Raw genomic sequence first — 1,284 nt, 5'->3', positions numbered from 1 at the left:
GGCCGCGCTGCTGCCCGCGCTGGGGGAGCGGGTCTTCCTCACCACCGGCCGCCGCAGCCTGCCGGTCTTCGCGGGCCTGGACGGGCTGTGGTTCCTGGCCCGCTCGGTGGACCCGCCCGAGCCGCCGCTGCCGCGCCGGGCGGAGGTGCTGCTGAGCCGGGGTCCCTTCACCCGCGAGGGCGAGCTCGCCCTGATGCGCGAGCACCGGATCGACGTGCTGGTCACCAAGGACAGCGGCGGCGAGATGACCACGGCCAAGCTGCACGCCGCCCGCGAGCTGGGCCTGCCGGTCGTGGTCGTGCGACGCCCGCCCGCACCCGGCGGCGTGCCCGCGGTGCCGACGGTCGAGGAGGCGGTCGCCTGGCTGGAGACCGCCGCCGGCGCGGCCGGGTAGCGCCGGGGACGGCGGGGCGGAACGGCCCCGCCGTACTCGTGCCGGACGTGTCATGCCGGGTAGCGGCGGGGGGTGAAGACCACCCGGCGGCCGTCGCCGCGGTCGGCCACCCGCGTCGTCGAGGAGCCCACCAGCAGCAGGCAGCGCATGTCCACCGCCGCCGGATCCAGCTCGGCCAGGGTCGTCACCGTCACGCTCTCGCCCGCGCCGCCGACGTCCCGGCCGACGACCACCGGCGTCTCCGGCGCGCGGTGCTCCAGCAGCAGGTCGCGGGCCGCGGCCACCTGCCAGGTCCGGCTCCGGGAGGCGGGGTTGTAGATCGCCAGCACCAGGTCCGCCCGCGCCGCCGCGCTGATCCGCTCCGCCACGACCTCCCACGGCTTGAGCAGGTCCGACAGCGACAGCACGCAGTAGTCGTGCCCGAGCGGGGCCCCCGCCCGGCTGGCGACCGCGTGCGCCGCGGTCAGTCCCGGCAGCACCCGCACCGGCACGCCGGAGAAGCGCGGCTCGCAGGCCACCTCCAGCACCGCGCTCGCCATCGCGAACACGCCCGGGTCGCCGGAGGAGACGACGGCCACCCGGGACCCGGCCATGGCCAGCTCCAGCGCGTGCGCGGCCCGCTCGGCCTCCACCCGGTTGTCGGTGGCGTGGCGGCGCTGACGCGGGTTGGGCGGGACCCGGTCCAGATAGGGGCCGTACCCGACGAGCGTGTCGGCGGCGGCCAGCGCCTCCTGCGCCTCCGGCGTCAGCCACGGCCGGCCCGCCGGGCCGAGACCGACGACTGTGACCTCGCCGACCTGGCCGACTGTGCCGATCGCGCCGACCGTGCCGACCGTGCCGACCGTGTTGACCGTGCCGGTCCCGTCCGCCGCCGCCGCCGCGCGCCGCAT

Annotated in this window: 2 protein-coding genes; one reads left to right on the top strand and one right to left on the bottom strand. The window is 77.9% G+C overall.

Annotated elements, in window-relative coordinates; genetic code table 11:
- A partial coding sequence (locus ACWJ6R_RS36550; RefSeq protein ID WP_449066578.1) for a precorrin-6A/cobalt-precorrin-6A reductase occupies positions 1-394 on the top strand: 394 nt, incomplete at its 5' end.
- Positions 395-444: 50 nt separating this feature from the next.
- Here the strand turns inward: ACWJ6R_RS36550 and cobJ are convergent.
- The coding region (gene cobJ, locus ACWJ6R_RS36545) for a precorrin-3B C(17)-methyltransferase (RefSeq protein WP_449066577.1) at positions 445-1,284 on the bottom strand (840 nt) is incomplete at its 5' end.

It is taken from the genome of Planomonospora algeriensis (assembly GCF_977012225.1).
The sequence above is the reverse complement of the archived record's forward strand: the minus strand, read 5'-3'. Positions and strand labels throughout refer to the sequence as shown.